15 protein-coding genes are annotated in these 15407 nt (G+C 43.8%); 13 read left to right on the forward strand and 2 right to left on the reverse strand.

Annotated features, from left to right (window positions below; translation table 11 throughout):
- The 13 genes from GSF13_RS00365 (at position 1) to GSF13_RS00425 (ending at position 11665) form a co-directional block, all read left to right on the forward strand.
- Positions 1 to 960: a DUF523 and DUF1722 domain-containing protein gene (locus tag GSF13_RS00365; protein WP_102058077.1), complete on the forward strand. Its 960-nt coding sequence runs from the start codon at positions 1 to 3 to the stop codon at positions 958 to 960.
- Between the two features lie 2 nt (positions 961 to 962).
- The gene (phrB, locus tag GSF13_RS00370) at positions 963 to 2342 is read left to right on the forward strand and encodes a deoxyribodipyrimidine photo-lyase (RefSeq protein ID WP_211865557.1); all 1380 of its coding nucleotides are present in this window, start codon (positions 963 to 965) and stop codon (positions 2340 to 2342) included.
- A gap of 18 nt (positions 2343 to 2360) precedes the next feature.
- Positions 2361 to 2774 carry a nuclear transport factor 2 family protein gene (locus GSF13_RS00375; protein ID WP_010605452.1) on the forward strand — a complete coding sequence of 138 codons (414 nt, stop codon included), beginning with the start codon at positions 2361 to 2363 and terminating at the stop codon, positions 2772 to 2774.
- On the forward strand, positions 2771 to 3487 hold the full coding sequence (locus GSF13_RS00380) for an SDR family NAD(P)-dependent oxidoreductase (RefSeq protein ID WP_010605451.1): 717 nt from the start codon (positions 2771 to 2773) through the stop codon (positions 3485 to 3487). The genes GSF13_RS00375 and GSF13_RS00380 overlap by 4 nt, the downstream gene beginning before the upstream one ends.
- Positions 3480 to 4733, forward strand: coding sequence for an FAD-dependent oxidoreductase (locus GSF13_RS00385; RefSeq protein ID WP_211865559.1), 1254 nt, complete (start codon positions 3480 to 3482; stop codon positions 4731 to 4733). Before GSF13_RS00380 ends, GSF13_RS00385 begins: the two co-directional genes overlap by 8 nt.
- 14 nt (positions 4734 to 4747) lie before the next feature.
- Entirely contained in the window at positions 4748 to 5461 is a 714-nt protein-coding gene (locus GSF13_RS00390) for a DUF1365 domain-containing protein (protein WP_237116280.1), read from the forward strand.
- A 1-nt stretch (position 5462) separates the two neighbouring features.
- The gene (locus GSF13_RS00395) at positions 5463 to 6725 is read left to right on the forward strand and encodes a cyclopropane-fatty-acyl-phospholipid synthase family protein (RefSeq protein ID WP_010605448.1); all 1263 of its coding nucleotides are present in this window, start codon (positions 5463 to 5465) and stop codon (positions 6723 to 6725) included.
- Positions 6697 to 7221 carry a DUF2878 domain-containing protein gene (locus tag GSF13_RS00400; protein WP_206472022.1) on the forward strand — a complete coding sequence of 175 codons (525 nt, stop codon included), beginning with the start codon at positions 6697 to 6699 and terminating at the stop codon, positions 7219 to 7221. The genes GSF13_RS00395 and GSF13_RS00400 overlap by 29 nt, the downstream gene beginning before the upstream one ends.
- A gap of 154 nt (positions 7222 to 7375) precedes the next feature.
- Complete coding sequence (locus tag GSF13_RS00405) at positions 7376 to 7651, forward strand: HU family DNA-binding protein (protein ID WP_010377204.1); 276 nt, start codon at positions 7376 to 7378, stop codon at positions 7649 to 7651.
- A gap of 144 nt (positions 7652 to 7795) precedes the next feature.
- Positions 7796 to 8272, forward strand: coding sequence for a hypothetical protein (locus GSF13_RS00410; RefSeq protein WP_010605446.1), 477 nt, complete (start codon positions 7796 to 7798; stop codon positions 8270 to 8272).
- A 117-nt stretch (positions 8273 to 8389) separates the two neighbouring features.
- A complete protein-coding gene (secD, locus tag GSF13_RS00415; RefSeq protein WP_211865561.1) occupies positions 8390 to 10222 on the forward strand; it encodes a protein translocase subunit SecD in 1833 nt (610 codons plus the stop codon).
- A 1-nt stretch (position 10223) separates the two neighbouring features.
- The gene (secF, locus tag GSF13_RS00420; protein WP_211865562.1) at positions 10224 to 11135 is read left to right on the forward strand and encodes a protein translocase subunit SecF; all 912 of its coding nucleotides are present in this window, start codon (positions 10224 to 10226) and stop codon (positions 11133 to 11135) included.
- 101 nt (positions 11136 to 11236) lie between these two features.
- Complete coding sequence (locus GSF13_RS00425) at positions 11237 to 11665, forward strand: hypothetical protein (RefSeq protein WP_102058068.1); 429 nt, start codon at positions 11237 to 11239, stop codon at positions 11663 to 11665.
- A 52-nt stretch (positions 11666 to 11717) separates the two neighbouring features.
- On the opposite strand, the gene GSF13_RS00430 is transcribed toward GSF13_RS00425, so the two are convergent.
- Together GSF13_RS00430 and GSF13_RS00435 are read right to left on the reverse strand one after the other, a co-directional pair.
- Positions 11718 to 12086, reverse strand: coding sequence for an MliC family protein (locus GSF13_RS00430; protein WP_010605442.1), 369 nt, complete (start codon positions 12084 to 12086; stop codon positions 11718 to 11720).
- A 147-nt stretch (positions 12087 to 12233) separates the two neighbouring features.
- Positions 12234 to 15407, reverse strand: a complete 3174-nt coding sequence (locus tag GSF13_RS00435) for a multidrug efflux RND transporter permease subunit (RefSeq protein ID WP_211865565.1) — start codon at positions 15405 to 15407, stop codon at positions 12234 to 12236.

Below are 15407 nucleotides of genomic sequence, written 5' to 3' on the forward strand. Positions count from 1 at the left end.
ATGAAATTTTCATCACCAATAAAAATTGGCATTAGCGCGTGTTTGGCTGGAGAAAAAGTGCGATTTGACTCAGGCCACAAGCGTTCAAACTTTTGTATGGATGAATTCGCCGAACATGTTGAGTATGTGCGCTTTTGCCCGGAAGTTGCGATAGGCATGCCAATTCCAAGACCAACTATCAGACAGATCCGCGTAGGCGACATTATCAAAGTTAGTCGCCCCGATGGTAAAGAAGATGTCGCACCAAAGCTTAAGGAGTTTGGTGAAAAGGTTGCAACCTCACAAACACAAAGCCTCTCCGGCTTTGTGTTTTGCGCCAAAAGCCCAAGCTGCGGAATGGAGCGTGTTAAGGTTTATAACGAAGCAGGAACAGGTAATACATCTGAGGGTATTGGCATTTTTGCTGAGCAAATTATAAAACACAATCCGCTTTTGCCTTGCGAGGAAAATGGCAGATTGAATGACATGCATCTTAGAGAAAACTTCGTAATGCGGGTATTTGTCTATAAAAGCTGGCAGGAACTAACGCAATCGGAAAACATCGGTCTACACGAGCTGACGAATTTCCACGCCAAGCACAAATATCTGTTGATGAGCCATAATTACCAAGCCTATAAAGATTTAGGGCGTCTACTTGGTGATGGCAAAAAATTTGATAGAGAGACGCTGAAACATAAATACATCAGTGGTTTGATGTCGGCACTGAGCAAGCCTGCCAATCGCAAAAATCAAGCAAACACGTTAACGCATCTACAGGGGTATTTTAAGAATGAGCTTTCGAGCATCGAGAAGCAAGAGATGTGCAGCGCAATAGAGCAATATCGCAAAGGTATCGTACCTTTATATGTACCGCTGACCCTGCTCAAGCATCACCTTACCGTACATCCTAAAACGTATTTGCAAAGCCAAGTGTACTTTGACCCATACCCCAACGAACTGCGTTTAAGATTCGGAATTTAATAATGAAAACAGCTTTTTGGTTTCGCCGTGATCTCAGGATTTACGGCAATGAGGCTTTGATTGAAGCCGTGAATGAGGGCGCACGCGATGCGCTCTTTTTTTATTGCAAGCCACAGTGGCAGTCACACAACGTAGCCAGTATTCAGCTCGACCTACTTGAGCGCAGATTACTTGAGCTTGGCAGCCAGCTTAGTGAATTTGGCATTAGGCTACATATCATTGAAGCGAGCACATTCGCTGAGCTGCCGGCGCAGCTTCAAGTGGTTTGTGACGATAAAGGCATTGATTGCTTATATGCAAATAAAGAGTATGAAGTAAATGAAGTGGCGCGCGATGAAGCGTGTGAAACTGTGATCACGTTAAAATTATTCGATGGCGATCTCGTTGCCAAACCAGGTTCTGTGCTTACGGGCTCCGGTGAGATGTTCAAGGTGTTTACCCCCTTTAAAAAAGCATGGTTAAAACGTTTTGTGGGGCAGCAATTTCACTTCACTAGCTGGCCATTAGATAAGCAACATGAGGCAAACTTCAAAAAGCCAACTTTCTTCGAGATGACCAATGGATCTGAAAAGTGGCCAGTGGATGATAATGCCGTTGTCACGATTGTAAATCGTTTTATTAAGGACAAACTAGCAGACTACCAAGATGACCGTGATTTCCCTGCAATCAAAGGAACTTCGGGGCTCAGCCCATATTTGGCATTAGGCATTGTGTCACCCAAGCAGCTCATCGCAGAGATCCAACTTCATTACCCTGAAGTGCTTGAAAACCCAAGTAAGCCAGAGTTTTGTTGGGTAAACGAGCTCATTTGGCGTGAGTTTTATCGCCATCTTATCGTCGCTTTCCCGCGTTTATGTAAAGGTTTTAATTTTAATGATAAATATAACGCGGTTAGGTGGCGTGACGACAGCCAAGCTTTTGAGCTCTGGTGTAATGGTCAAACTGGCTATCCGATTGTCGATGCGGCAATGCGTCAGCTCAATAAAACTGGCTGGATGCACAATCGGCTACGCATGATTGTTGCCAGCTTCTTAACCAAACACTTGCTCATCGACTGGCGTAAAGGCGAAGCCTATTTTATGTCAAAGTTAATAGATGGCGACCTTGCCAGTAATAATGGTGGCTGGCAGTGGGCTGCAAGTACGGGGTGTGACGCGCAGCCTTATTTTCGTATTTTTAATCCCATCACGCAGAGCGAAAAGTTTGATCCCGATGGTTCCTTTATTCGTACATATGTGCCTGAATTGAAAAATGTTCCAGCAAAGCATATTCATTTTCCTCATGACTATTTAGCGGCATTTGGCGGAAAGGATGACTATGTAGAGCCGCTGGTTGATCATAAAGAAGCAAGAGCAAGAGCACTTGACGCATTTAAGGTTTAAATAGGTATGGATCACAGAATGCAGCGATTCGTGGCAATTTATAATGAAATAGACAAATACTGTCTCGGTAAATTGGCTTCAATTTACACTGAGGACATCAGTTTCGTAGACCCTTTACATAAAATTCAAGGACTTGATGCGCTAACGAGTTATTTTCAGGTGTTATATGAAAATGTCTCTGAAATCGAATTTCTTGTTACGAACGCCTATCAAGTTGATGACGTCAGCTTTATCTACTGGACTATGTCCTATCAACACCCCAAGCTAAATGGCGGTAAGGTCATAGAAGTCGATGGTCATAGTCGTTTAAGTTTTATTGGCGAAAAAGTGGCGCAACATCGGGATTACTTTGACAGTGCGCAAATGCTGTATCGCCACGTTCCACTACTCGGTGGTGTGATTCGTCTATTGGATAAAAGGATCACGGCATGAGCAACATCTTAATTACTGGCGCAACATCAGGGATAGGTAAAGGTCTTACGGAATTTTATGCAAAACAGTCACATCAAGTAACTGCTTGTGGCCGCAACCAAGAAGTGTTAGACAAATTAGAAAGCAGCGTAGGTGCAAAGAGCAAAGCATTTGACTTAACGAACCGCGAAGAGATAGAAGATAACTTCAAAGATATTGACGACTTGGATCTCGTGATCCTCAACGCAGGTGGTTGTGAGTATATCGATAATCCCAACCAATTTGACGGCTATTTGTTTGAGCGAGTAATGCATATCAACGTCATCTCAATCGGCCACTGCCTAGACGTTTTACTGCCAAAAATGAAAACAGGCGGGCAACTTTGCATCGTAAGTTCCAGCAGTGCATTTTTACCTTTGCCTCGCGCCGAAGCGTACGGTGCGTCGAAAGCGGCTGTCAGCTATTTAGCGCGCACCCTGACAGCAACATTAAAAGACATTGATGTAACCTTAGTTCACCCAGGATTTGTAGAAACGCCGTTGACAGATAAAAACGACTTTCCGATGCCATTTATTGTAAGTGTCGATGAGGCCGTGGGTTACATTAGCAAAGGAATAGAAAAGCGCAGCAAGGAAATACATTTCCCAAAAAGATTTACTCTATTTTTAAAACTTCTCAGGTTACTGCCGTTTTCGTTGTGGTTACCTCTCGCAAAAAGGATAGCCCGTGGCTAAGATTGCAATAATTGGAAGCGGTATTTCAGGTATGACCGCAGCATACCTGTTAAGTCGTCAACATGACGTGAAAGTCTTTGAAAAAAATGATTATATTGGCGGGCATACAGCAACTATTGATGTTGAATACCAAGGTGAAAAGCTCGCGGTTGATACCGGCTTTATCGTATTTAACGACAGAACCTATCCAAAGTTTGAAAAATTGCTGGCTGAAATTGGTGTTAGTCGCCAAGAAACCGAAATGAGCTTTAGTGTTCACAACAGTCAATCGAAGTTTGAGTACAATGGCCATTCACTCCGCACGCTATTCGCACAAAAACGTAACCTACTGAGGCCGACCTTCTGGCGATTGCTAAAGGATATTGTGCGTTTTAATGATCTTTGTAAATCATTATACGAAAAAGACGACTATCGAGGTGTTGAAACGCTTGGTAAACTGCTACAGCAACACCAATTTAATGAGTTTTTTAAGCTGCACTACATCTTGCCGATGGGCGCAGCTATCTGGTCAACCAGTATCAAAGAAATGCTCGACTTTGAAGCTAAATTCTTTGTCCAGTTTTTCTTCAACCATGGGCTCTTGGACATCACAAATCGCCCTCAATGGTATGTTATCCCAGGTGGTTCGAGGGAATACATTCAACCATTGGTGGCAGAATTTAAAGACAATATTGTGCTTAATGCCGACATCAAGACAGTAGTTCGTGATGACTCTGGTGTGACCATCGTCTTCAAAGGTGGTAGTAATGAGTACTTCGATAAAGTGGTCTTTGCATGTCATAGCGATCAGGCTTTAGCGTTACTAAATACCCCATCGAGTGATGAACAAGCGATACTTGGTGCAATTCCTTATACTGCAAACTCAGTGGTGCTGCACACTGACACCCGTTTATTGCCAAAACGTCCGCTGGCGTGGGCCAGTTGGAACTATTTATTAAACGAAGCGACGGACAAAGCCGCTGTTGTCACCTACCAAATGAACATACTGCAAGGGTTTGACGCTAAACATCAATACTGTGTCACGTTAAATCATGATGAAGGGATAGCTGAAGACAAAGTGATCCGCCGCTTTGTCTATCATCATCCGGTATTCAATACCACCAGCATTGCGGCCCAAAAACGTAAAGCCGACATCGATGGTAAACACCATAGTTATTTTTGTGGTGCGTACTGGTTCAACGGCTTTCATGAAGATGGGGTGAGAAGTGCGGTAGATGTGGCCGAGCAATTGGGTATCTCATTTTGAACAGTGCAATACTGGTGGGAAAAGTTCGGCATCGGCGATTCGCTCATGCCAAGCATGCTTTTTCTTACCCCATGTATATGATGTGGCTAGATTTAAGTGAGCTCGACGCACTCAATAGTATTTCGTCAAAGTTTGGTACATCCGGCTTAAAACTGCTTAAATTCAATCAAGCTGACTATATCCTCACAGAAGGCGAAAGCTTAGTTGAGCGCGCACGTGCTAAGTCAAATTCGCTAGGCAAACCCGTTTCATCACAAACAAAAGTATATTTAATGGCGCAAATACGCTGTTTAGGCTTTTACTTCAGTCCGGTTAATTTCTACTTTTTTGAAGACGAGAAGGGGGCTGGTTTTAGCCATATGCTCGCTGAGGTCAGTAATACGCCTTGGAACGAGCGTCATTTTTATTTAGTTGAATTAAGTAAAGAAGTGAACTTTAAAAAGCAATTTCACGTATCACCTTTTATGAATTTGGATATGCACTACCACTGGAAAGTGAAGCCACCCGGTAGCAATACGCTAATCCATATTGAAAACAGAAAAGGTGACGAATTGCTATTTGATGCCACGATGACGCTCAAAAAGCAGGAGCTCAATGAAGCAAATATTAATCAATTGCTTAAGCGGTTTCCAGCAATGACATGGAGCATAGCTAAAGGCATCTACTGGCAAGCGTTGAAGTTATTTTTAAAAAAAGTGCCTTTTGTTGGGCACCCCGGAAGAGTATAAGATGGAAAATACCACGACAATATCCTCATCAATTTCGCTTTCTACATTCGATAGAGTGTATAAAAAGCTCGTCTTTGGCGCGTTGAATACCTTAGAAACCGGAAAAGTGGTACTTGTCGAAGGCGACCAAAAATACTGTTTTGGTGAGTCGGAAACAAGCCTAAGCGTTGATATTCATGTTCATTCAGCACAAATGTATAAGCTATTTGCACTCGGAGGCAGTGTCGGCGCAGGTGAATCTTACATTCTTGGTCACTGGAGTTGTTCGGATTTAACCAAACTGATTGAGATCTTCGTCCTAAACCAAGCTCAGCTGGATGCCTTTGAAAATAAGTTTGCATTTTTCTCCGGCATTGTGAATAAGATAAAGCATCTTAAAAATAAAAACTCGAAACAAGGCGCAAAGCGTAACATTGTCGCCCACTACGACCTTGGTAACGACCTTTATGAATCATTTTTAAGTGAAGAAATGCTGTACTCTAGTGCAGTGTATCCCTCAAAGGAAGCATCGCTTGAAGAAGCGCAGCAACATAAGTTAGCCGCAATCTGTGAGCGTTTGGATCTTCAGGCAGCTGACAAAGTTGTTGAGATTGGCACCGGGTGGGGCGCATTTGCGGTTTATGCTGCAAAAAACTACGGCTGCCATATAACCACAACAACTATTTCAGAAGAGCAGCATGCCTACGTAAAAGCACTGATTGAAAAAGAAGGGTTGCAGCAGCACATCACATTACTAAAACAAGATTACCGCGAATTGGACGGCCAGTACGACAAGCTGGTGTCTATCGAAATGATTGAGGCAGTTGGACATGCTTATTTATCGGGCTTTTTTGCCAAATGCAACGACTTGCTGAAACCGACTGGCGCGATGCTGATTCAAGCCATTACCATCGCCTGCCAACGTTATCAACATTACCTCAAGCAATCGGATTTCATTCAGCAGTATATTTTCCCTGGCGGTTGTCTTCCTTCCGTGAGTGAAATGAGCAAGCAAATCGTAAATTCCACCGATATGGTTGTCCACGAACTCCATGATATCGGTCTGCACTATGCCAGAACGCTATACGATTGGCGTGTTCGGTTTGAAAAAGCATGGCCTTCGCTTGATGGTAAACGTTTCGATGAACGCTTTTATCGCCTTTGGCAATTTTATTTATGCTACTGCGAAGGGGCGTTTAAACAAAGAGCAACCAGTGCCGTGCATTTAGTCGCCAGAAAACCAAGATACCAGTCCAATGTCTGTACTCAAACATTGGATTACTAACGCGCTACTCTTCCAAAGTATTTGGTTTGCTGCATTATTTTTTCAAGCAGACGCGCTTTGGTTGATGTTGCTAGGCTGTCTCGTTATGCTCGCAGGGCACCAAAATAAGCGTCTCAATTTGGTGCTTGCACTCATAGGTTCCGCCATAGGAATGAGCATTGAATTGATTGCGGTCAAAGCTCAGCTCATCAATTACCAAGGTAGTGAATTACTTCCGGTTTGGCTTTGGGTTTTGTGGATAGCATTGGTGCTGACAATAAATAATGCACTTTGCAAACTATTAACGCTCAAAGCGCCGATATTATTAGTGGTATTTTTGGTCTGCGCGCCACCTAGCTATCTCGGTGCAGCTAACTTTGATGTAGTTTCTATCTCAACACCTTGGTACATTTTTTGGCCAGTGTTTGGCGCACTGTGGAGTGTGGGGTTCTACCTGATAGTGAGTTTTAATCGCATTTTATGGGGTACAAAGCTTGCGCAGTTGCCAGCAAATTGATAGCGTTTGATTACAAACCCACAGGATCCGGGGCGAAACGCAATAAAATAATAAATATTTCGTCGAATTTCGCAATTTTGGGGTTGCACATAAACGCAAAATGCATAAACATAGGTTTTGCTTAGGCAAATTATAAAGTTATAGGAATCTAATAATGAATAAAGCTCAACTAGTTGAAAAGATGGCGGCAGACGCAGAGATTTCAAAAGCAGCGGCAACCCGTGCTTTAGAAGCGTTTACTGGCGCAGTAACTAACACACTAAAAGATGGCGGTTCTGTTGCTTTAGTTGGTTTTGGCACATTCTCAGTAAAAGAGCGCGCTGCGCGTACTGGTCGTAACCCACAAACTGGCGCTGAAATCCAAATCCCAGCTGCGAACATTCCTTCGTTCAAAGCAGGTAAAGGCCTAAAAGACCAAGTAAATCCTTAATCCACTCGCTGGACAAGAAAAACCTCCCAAGTTGGAGGTTTTTTTATGCCTCTCACATTCATTATAATTGATACCGCTATCTTGAATTTGCTACTATCGCCCCAATCTCGTAATTTTATCTAATAAGTTGTTTAATCAGTTTTCATGAAGCGTTTTAACCTTTTCGCCGTTATGTCATTACTCATGTTGTTATGGGTAGCTGCTGCGTGCGCGACAGGAACGCCTGATAATCACTTATCCCATACTTCTGATACGCACAGCACGAGCTTCGAAAACATCACCCAAAAGGGCCTCGCTGACTCCAATCAGTTACCCAGTAAGCCAAGCCCTACAAGTCCAATAAAGCTCAGTGGTGAAACCACGCATCACGAAAAGGGCTTATTGCCGGAACGCGAGCGTACTAGCCATCCTAGTTATTTTCTACATCCTAAACAACAAGCCGAATATGCGCTTGTATTTGAGCTTGCAGCAGAAAAATATATACCGGCCTCAGTCTATGACATCAATAGACCTAAGCCTGTGCCTTGGTATATGTGTGATACTCGGCCAAATAATGGCTTTATCGACAACTGTAAGCCGGCAAACTTAACCTTCAAAGGCAGTCTCAACTTCGCCTCTTAATCATTATCTATACCAATAAAGCACCCAAATAGTAGTTTTTGATACCAGTCCCCTAACGTCTATATGACCAGTATTCGTTAGCAAATCGGTATCGCTCAGATAGATAATGAGAAAAATATGAAAGATATAAATTCGCCAACGAGGCCATCAACCTCTCGTGGAGCAACCGCGCGTGCAAAACGCTTTTTTACTGCGCTTATTGTGTTCTTGTTGATCCTTTGTGCACTACCAAACTTGTATCCCAATAAGAATTTGATTCAAATTCAAGCAAGTAGTAACGAGGTAGTGTCTCTATCGCTGCCTGAGCTTAAATCTCAGCTAGAAGGAGAGGGATTCAAAGTCAAGCAAATCGAGTCTCATCAAGGTGGCTACTTAGTTGAACTTGAAAACCGCACGCTAACCGCCGAAGCGCGTGCTTATATGGCTGAGTCTCACTCCAAGCTAAGTGTTAAGGTTGTTAGTGCTTCAACGATGCCACAGTGGTTAGAAAGCACTGGACTCAAACCTATCAAGCTCGGACTAGACTTGGACGGCGGTGTGTTGTTCGTACTCAAGGTTGACACAGAGCAAGCGGCGCAAAATAAACTGCAGTCACTCGCAGACGAAGCCAATAGCCTACGGATCAAAAATCGTTATCGTAACCTATCTATTCCTCAAGTTATCAGTGGCGAGCAGGTTGAGGTCATAGCGAAAGCGCAAGGGCAAAATGAACTCGTAGCACTTACTGCGACACTGCGCGAACTCTATCCACAATTTACCAGTACAACTCATAAACAAGGCAGTTTAACGAGAGTTAATTTCCGTTTTGCCGAAGCGAAAAAAGCAGAGTTCGATAAGCAGTTAATGACCCAAGCGCTATCTACTTTACGTTCGCGTATTGAGGAACTCGGGATCACAGAAGCAGTTACGCAACGTCAAGGCACTAACTATATACGAATCGAATTACCTGGCGTGCAAGACCCAGAACAAGCCAAGCGTATTATCGGCGCCACAGCAAAGCTTTCATTTCATGCATTACAAGAAATGGGAGGTCAAAAATTAAAGGATAAATCTGGCGCTTTGGTTTCAGTCGACCCAGTTGCCATTTTTGGCGGGGATGAAATAGAGTCCGCAACAGCAGGAAGAGATGAATACGGAAAGCCTTTAGTGCAACTATTCTTATCTTCTCAAGGCGGTGAAAAGATAAACCGATTTTCTAGAAACAATGTTGGTAAACCAATGGCTACCGTATTCAGCGAATATTACGCGGATCCAAAAGGAGAGATTAAGCGCAAAACGGAGGTAATTTCAGTAGCCACTATTCAACAAGTATTAAATACCCGATTCAGTATTACCAATATGCAGTCAATGGAACGCGCGCAAGAGTTAGCATTATTGTTGCGGGCGGGTTCTCTTGACGCACCAATCACCATTGTGAAAGAGCAAACCATTGGTCCTTCATTGGGCGAAAAGAATATTGAAAGCGGCTTTAAAGCTTTGGCGTTAGGGCTAAGCCTAACTTTGCTGTTTATGGCAGTATGGTATCGCAAGCTAGGCGCAGCGGCCATTACCTCATTGCTGGTAAACTTAGTTTGCCTGATTGGATTAATGTCGCTGCTTCCTGGTGTTGTGCTTACCTTACCCGGCATTGCGGGCCTAGTTTTGACTATCGGTATGGCCGTCGACACCAATGTGATTATTTTTGAGCGCGTTCGCGAATTAAGGCGTAAAGGCATTGGGATGGTTACTGCATTAAAGCAAGGTTATCAACAAGCCATGTCGAGTATTATCGATGCCAACTTAACCACAATGATAACTGCTCTTATCCTACTTGGTATCGGTTATGGACCAGTAAAAGGGTTCGCGATCACTTTGGCGCTGGGCATAGTAACCAGTATTTTCGCCGGTGTGGTCGTCTCCGGTATGTTATCAGAATCTCTTTATTCAAAATCACGTAAAGGCGCAAAGTAAAATGACAAGTAAAACGCAAAAGGCAAGATTCGTCGGGCTAATTTCTGGATTGTTACTTGTCCTTGCAAGTCTCATAGCCATCACTCAAAAAGGCATTGTATTAGGCCAAGACTTTACCGGCGGTTACGTTACGGTTATCGATTTACCCAAGCAAACGAGCCAAACAGAAATGCAAAACAAGCTAGCTGAGCTTGGTGTTCAAGATGCGCGAATCTCTCTACAAAACGAGGGTAGCTGGCGAGTTTTCCAACCCCCTCAGTCCACCGATGAAACACACGTCAAACAGTGGATAGAAGGAATTGAAACACAATGGCAAGCAAGCGTATTAGACGCCAGTTATCTTGGTGCACAGGTGGGTAATGAGTTAATTGAGCAAGGTGGCCTTGCTGGTATATTCGCGTTACTTAGTGTATTGATTTACTTGGCGTTTAGATTTGAATGGCGCTTAGCGGTCTCCGCAAGTATCGCGCTTTTTCATGATGTGATTGTGACGCTAGGTTTGTTTGCAATAACGCAAGTAGAGTTTGACTTAACCGTGCTTGCAGCGCTGCTGGCGATTATTGGTTACTCACTCAACGATTCGATTGTGATTGGTGACAGAGTTAGAGAGCTTTTGTTCGAAGAGCAGTGGAAAAACAGTCCCGTGGGCAATACCATAGACCAAGCGATAAAGGATTCAATGAGCCGCACGCTTATCACCTCATTAACGACGCTCACAACAGTGTTAGCGATATGGTGGTTAGGCGGCGCGGGACTTAATAGTTTTGCCATGGCGTTGTGTTGTGGCATTCTCATTGGTACTTTGTCTTCCTTGGCAATTAGCGCAACTTTACCGCAGTTTTTAGGCTTGTCGTTTAACAACTACCTAAAAGAAGAATCTGAGGCAGCGAAACAGCAACTCGCTGAGCCATAAGCATAATATGCGATTTAGGTTAAAAAAGTAGCAATTGCTCTTTTTTAACCTTGTCTTGCTGATGTATAATCCGCACTTCGAAAGGAGCCGGATAAGGATTAATGTCAAAATATAGTTATCAAACTCGGTGCGGGAAAGTAACCCTCTGGGCCGAGCAAAATATCCTCTTTGCCTGTTTCGAAGGAAATATTAATGAGTCTATGATCCATTATTTTTCTAGGGCATTAGAGCAATGTCGAGCCGAGATCCATTCTTCGACATGGGGTTACGTGAGTTATTCCGAAAAGGCCATAGCTGCGACACCAGAAGCCTACAAGTTACTGGTAAATACAGCAAAGCGCTGTTTGCAGTTAGGCTGTGTTAGTGCTGCGTATGTGTTGAAGTCGGCAATTGCGAAAAGCCAGATTGAAAAAATGCGCAAAGAAATTGGCATGCCAGAGCCATTAGATCAAGTTTTATTTGCTAATGTAAGCGCTGCCATTGAGTTTGTAAAAAGTACTTTAGCTACACCTGAAAAGTTGTCGGTATAAGACATCCTAATTCTATATAAGTGACGTTGCCTATTGGGACGAGCATTTATAATCAGTTTGATTGCGCCTTCACTGTTAAGGCTTCATTGGGCCGCATCTCGCAACGTGCGATGATGCGGTTGTTTTTATCTTCTTCCTGTCTAAGCAACATACCTTCATCATTTTTTGTCCACCACACAAACCCATCACCTTGATATTTTGCACCGCTGGCTGAGCGTGCAATCTTCATCTTAACCACCTGTTCGTTAAAATGGACAGTTGCCTTATCACTGTCGTTGTAGTCAACTTTTATCACCGAATCATTATCACATTGATAACGGCTAAGTGTTTCACTAAGCTCAATTTTACGATTTGAGATGTCCTCGCCACATGCACTGAGAACAGCGCTAATTAAAACAGCAAAGGCAATTTGGGATTTCATAAACAGACTCCGGCGAGAAAAAGACGGTATCTGATAATTTAGCGTAAACGGATGAAGTTAAGGTGAATAGTGCGGTTACAAGGCAATAAAAAGCAGCATAAAAAAGGCCCAATGGGCCTTTAAACATGATTACAAGTTATTAATCTTTTACTGGAATGGTATTGGGGTACTCTGCGCTTCGCGTATTTTTGGCGTGTATAATCGCTTCGTCATCGCCATAAAGAAAATAGGCGTAAACAATAGACCAAATAAGGTAACCCCTATCATTCCTGAGAATACTGCAATCCCCATGGTTTCGCGCATTTCAGCACCCGCACCAGTTGCAAGTACCAGAGGTACAACCCCCGCGGTAAAGGCAATCGACGTCATCAGAATAGGACGTAAACGTAGTTTACATGCCTCAACAATTGACTCCAAATTAGTCTTGCCTTGCTCATACTCTTCTTTGGCAAATTCCACCATTAGGATTGCATTTTTACACGCCAAAGCAACCAAAACGATAAGAGCAATCTGGGTAAAGATATTATTATCGCCGCCTGTTAGCCACACCCCTACTAATGCTGACAGTATGGTCATTGGCACAATGAGGATGATTGCAAATGGTAGCTTTAGGCTTTCGTATTGCGATGCCAAAACCATAAACACCAAGAGTACAACCAGTGGGAAGATATACACCATCACGTTACCCGCGAGGATCTGCTGATAGGTGACTTCAGTCCACTCAAATGCCATGCCTTCGCTAAGCGTTTCGTTTAGCACCGCTTCAATTGCCATTTGCGCTTGATCCGAAGAATATCCGGGCGCAGGGCTGCCATTTAACTCGGCAGTAGGATACCCGTTATAGTGCATAACACGATCAGGCCCCGTTGTCGGCGTGACTTTGAGTACCGCGCCAAGTGGCACCATTTGACCGTAGTTGTTTCTTACTTTGTAAGACAGAATCTGTGCAGGATCTGCCCGAAAATTAGCGTCAGCCTGAGCGGTAACCTGATAAGTGCGACCAAATAAGTTAAAGTCATTGACGTACATTGAACCTAAATAGATCTGTAATGCATTAAACACTTCCTCGAGCGGTACGCCTTGTACCATTGCTTGCTCACGGTCGATATCAATGTCCATTTGTGGTACTTGGATCCTAAAGCTTGAGTACAGTCCCATTAGCTCCGGTTGCTGCTGCGCTTTTGCGATCACTGCTTGTAAGTCAGAGAATAGCTTCTCAAAGCCAAGGTTTGCTCTATCTTCAATTTGCAGTTTAAATCCACCTGTGGTGCCTAACCCTTGTATTGGTGGCGGTGGGAAAACCGCGACAAACGCTTCATCTATGATGGCAAACTTCTGATTAAGCTGGGCAGCGATTGAAGATGCATACAACTCTGGCGATGTGCGATTTTCAAATTTATCTAGGGCAACAAATACAATCCCGCTATTTGGGCTGTTTGTAAAACCATTGACCGAAAGCCCAGGGAAAGACACGGAATGTAAAACGCCTGGAGTCTGTAGTGCAATTTGTTCCATCTCACGTACAACGGCTTCTGTTCTATCCAAACTCGCAGCGTCTGGCAGTTGGGCAATCGCAACAAGATACTGTTTGTCCTGTTGTGGAATAAAGCCACCAGGGATGGTGCTAAACAACTTAGTGGTAGCAAAAATTAACCCTAAATAAACCACCAACACAATGGTGCTCAGTCTAATAAGTTTTTTTACCAGTCCAACATAGCCGTGAGCTGCCTTATCAAAAAAGCGATTAAACGGTTTGAATAGCCACTGACCAAACAATTTATCTAACACCACTGTGAGTTTGTCTGGTTTAGCACCGTGCGGCTTTAATAGTAGTGCAGCTAGCGCTGGTGATAATGTTAATGAGTTAAATGCCGAGATCAGCGTCGAAATTGTGATCGTGAGGGCAAACTGTTTGTAAAACTGGCCTGACAAGCCGGTAATAAAAGCAGTTGGAATGAACACCGCACAAAGCACCAATGCAATCGCTATAATAGGGCCTGTCACCTCTGACATCGCTTGTTTAGTGGCCTCGAAGGGCGCAAGGCCGTTTTCAATATTACGCTCAACGTTTTCAACCACGACAATGGCATCATCAACCACGATACCGATTGCGAGTACCAAACCAAACAACGACAAAGTATTGATAGAAACACCAAGCCACTGCATTGCAGCAAAGGTACCAACTAACGATACAGGCACCGCTACCAGCGGAATAATCGAAGCGCGCCATGTTTGCAAGAATAAGATAACGACTAATACCACAAGTACGATGGCTTCTAATAATGTTGAAATTACCGCATCGATTGAGCCACGAACAAAAATTGTCGGATCATAAACAATATCGTACTCAACCCCTTCAGGAAAACGTGTCGATAACTCTTTCATGGTTTCACGCACCTGATCCGACAGCTCTATCGCATTAGAACCAGGACGCTGGAAAATCGGCATTGCCACCGCTTCGTTTCCATCTAGCAAAGCTCTTAACGCGTAGTTATCTTGTCCAAGCTCAACTCGGCCAATGTCTTTGAGTCTAGTGATCGCGCCATCGCTCGATACGCTAACAATAATATTGTCAAATTCACTGGTATCTACCAAACGCCCTTTAACGTTTAACAGAATTTGGAATTGATTTTCATTCGTTGTGGGTTGAGCACCCAAAGAGCCAGCTGCTACTTGGCGGTTTTGTTGTTGGATTGCTCGAACCACATCGCTTGCGGTTAAGTTTCTTTCAGCCAATTGCTCGGGGTTTAGCCATATCCGCAAGGCGTATTTACCGCCGCCGAATAGCTTCACATCACCAACTCCCGGCAAGCGCGCTATCTGATCTTTGACATAAATATCGGCATAGTTAGAGAGGTAGCTTGTATCATGCGAGCCGCTTGGCGATACCAAGTGCACCACCATAGTGAGATCTGGTGACGCCTTCTCAGCAACAACCCCTAAACGTTGTACTTCTTGCGGTAATCTTGGAATAGCGCTATTTACACGGTTTTGTACTTGAACTTGGGCGCGGTCCAAGTCAGTACCAAGTGCAAAAGTCACGGTAAGCGTTAAACGACCATCACTGGTTGCTTGAGAAAACATATACAGCATGTTCTCAACACCATTGATCTCTTGCTCAAGTGGCGTTGCAACGGTTTCAGCAATGACTTTTGGGTTTGCACCGGGGTAAGTTGCAGATACCACAACCGTCGGCGGTACCACCTCTGGATACTCACTAACGGGAAGCTGAAAAAGGGAAATGGCTCCTGCGATTAATATCACAAGCGACATCATCGCCGCAAAAATAGGCCGTTTAATGAAAAAATGGGAAAATTTCAT

Origin of the sequence: Pseudoalteromonas sp. M8 (assembly GCF_018141365.1) — a bacterium.
Classification (GTDB): Bacteria; Pseudomonadota; Gammaproteobacteria; order Enterobacterales; family Alteromonadaceae; genus Pseudoalteromonas.

Coding starts and splice junctions, on each gene's coding strand:
- GSF13_RS00425 (WP_102058068.1), top strand. CDS start 11,237: ATGTCAAAATATAGTTATCAAACTCGGTGCGGGAAAGTAACCCTCTGG.
- GSF13_RS00395 (WP_010605448.1), top strand. CDS start 5,463: ATGGAAAATACCACGACAATATCCTCATCAATTTCGCTTTCTACATTC.
- GSF13_RS00435 (WP_211865565.1), bottom strand. CDS start 15,407: ATGAAATTTTCCCATTTTTTCATTAAACGGCCTATTTTTGCGGCGATG.
- secF (WP_211865562.1), top strand. CDS start 10,224: ATGACAAGTAAAACGCAAAAGGCAAGATTCGTCGGGCTAATTTCTGGA.
- GSF13_RS00405 (WP_010377204.1), top strand. CDS start 7,376: ATGAATAAAGCTCAACTAGTTGAAAAGATGGCGGCAGACGCAGAGATT.
- GSF13_RS00380 (WP_010605451.1), top strand. CDS start 2,771: ATGAGCAACATCTTAATTACTGGCGCAACATCAGGGATAGGTAAAGGT.
- phrB (WP_211865557.1), top strand. CDS start 963: ATGAAAACAGCTTTTTGGTTTCGCCGTGATCTCAGGATTTACGGCAAT.
- GSF13_RS00430 (WP_010605442.1), bottom strand. CDS start 12,086: ATGAAATCCCAAATTGCCTTTGCTGTTTTAATTAGCGCTGTTCTCAGT.
- secD (WP_211865561.1), top strand. CDS start 8,390: ATGAAAGATATAAATTCGCCAACGAGGCCATCAACCTCTCGTGGAGCA.
- GSF13_RS00400 (WP_206472022.1), top strand. CDS start 6,697: ATGTCTGTACTCAAACATTGGATTACTAACGCGCTACTCTTCCAAAGT.
- GSF13_RS00375 (WP_010605452.1), top strand. CDS start 2,361: ATGCAGCGATTCGTGGCAATTTATAATGAAATAGACAAATACTGTCTC.
- GSF13_RS00410 (WP_010605446.1), top strand. CDS start 7,796: ATGAAGCGTTTTAACCTTTTCGCCGTTATGTCATTACTCATGTTGTTA.
- GSF13_RS00365 (WP_102058077.1), top strand. CDS start 1: ATGAAATTTTCATCACCAATAAAAATTGGCATTAGCGCGTGTTTGGCT.